The 276-nt window shown below is 34.8% G+C and carries 1 protein-coding gene; it reads left to right on the top strand.

Annotation, left to right across the window (positions count from 1 at the left end):
• Nucleotides 1-276, top strand: a 276-nt coding sequence (locus tag K5S59_RS29820) for a glycine betaine ABC transporter substrate-binding protein (RefSeq protein ID WP_309295230.1), incomplete at both ends; no start/stop codon positions are given.

Here is a 276-nt window from a genome sequence, read left to right as displayed (position 1 = left end):
TTTGTATCATGATTGCTGCTCCCTTGCTTTGGAACACAGAAAAGAAAGATATTGTTATTGCCGGTAAACTTGGATCAGAACCAGAAATTTTAATTCAAATGTATAAGCAGCTTATTGAACAAGATACTGATTTACACGTACAATTAAAACCAGGTCTTGGAAAAACAGCATTTGTATTTGAAGCATTGAAATCAGGAGAAGTAGATATATACCCTGAGTTTTCAGGAACAGCTTTATCTACTTTCGTAAAAGAAGAGCCGAAAAGCACAAATCGTG

Origin of the sequence: Bacillus sp. BML-BC051, from assembly GCF_019656175.1 — a bacterium.
Taxonomy (GTDB): domain Bacteria; phylum Bacillota; class Bacilli; order Bacillales; family Bacillaceae_G; genus Bacillus_A; species Bacillus_A mobilis.
The sequence above is the reverse complement of the archived record's forward strand: the minus strand, read 5'-3'. Positions and strand labels throughout refer to the sequence as shown.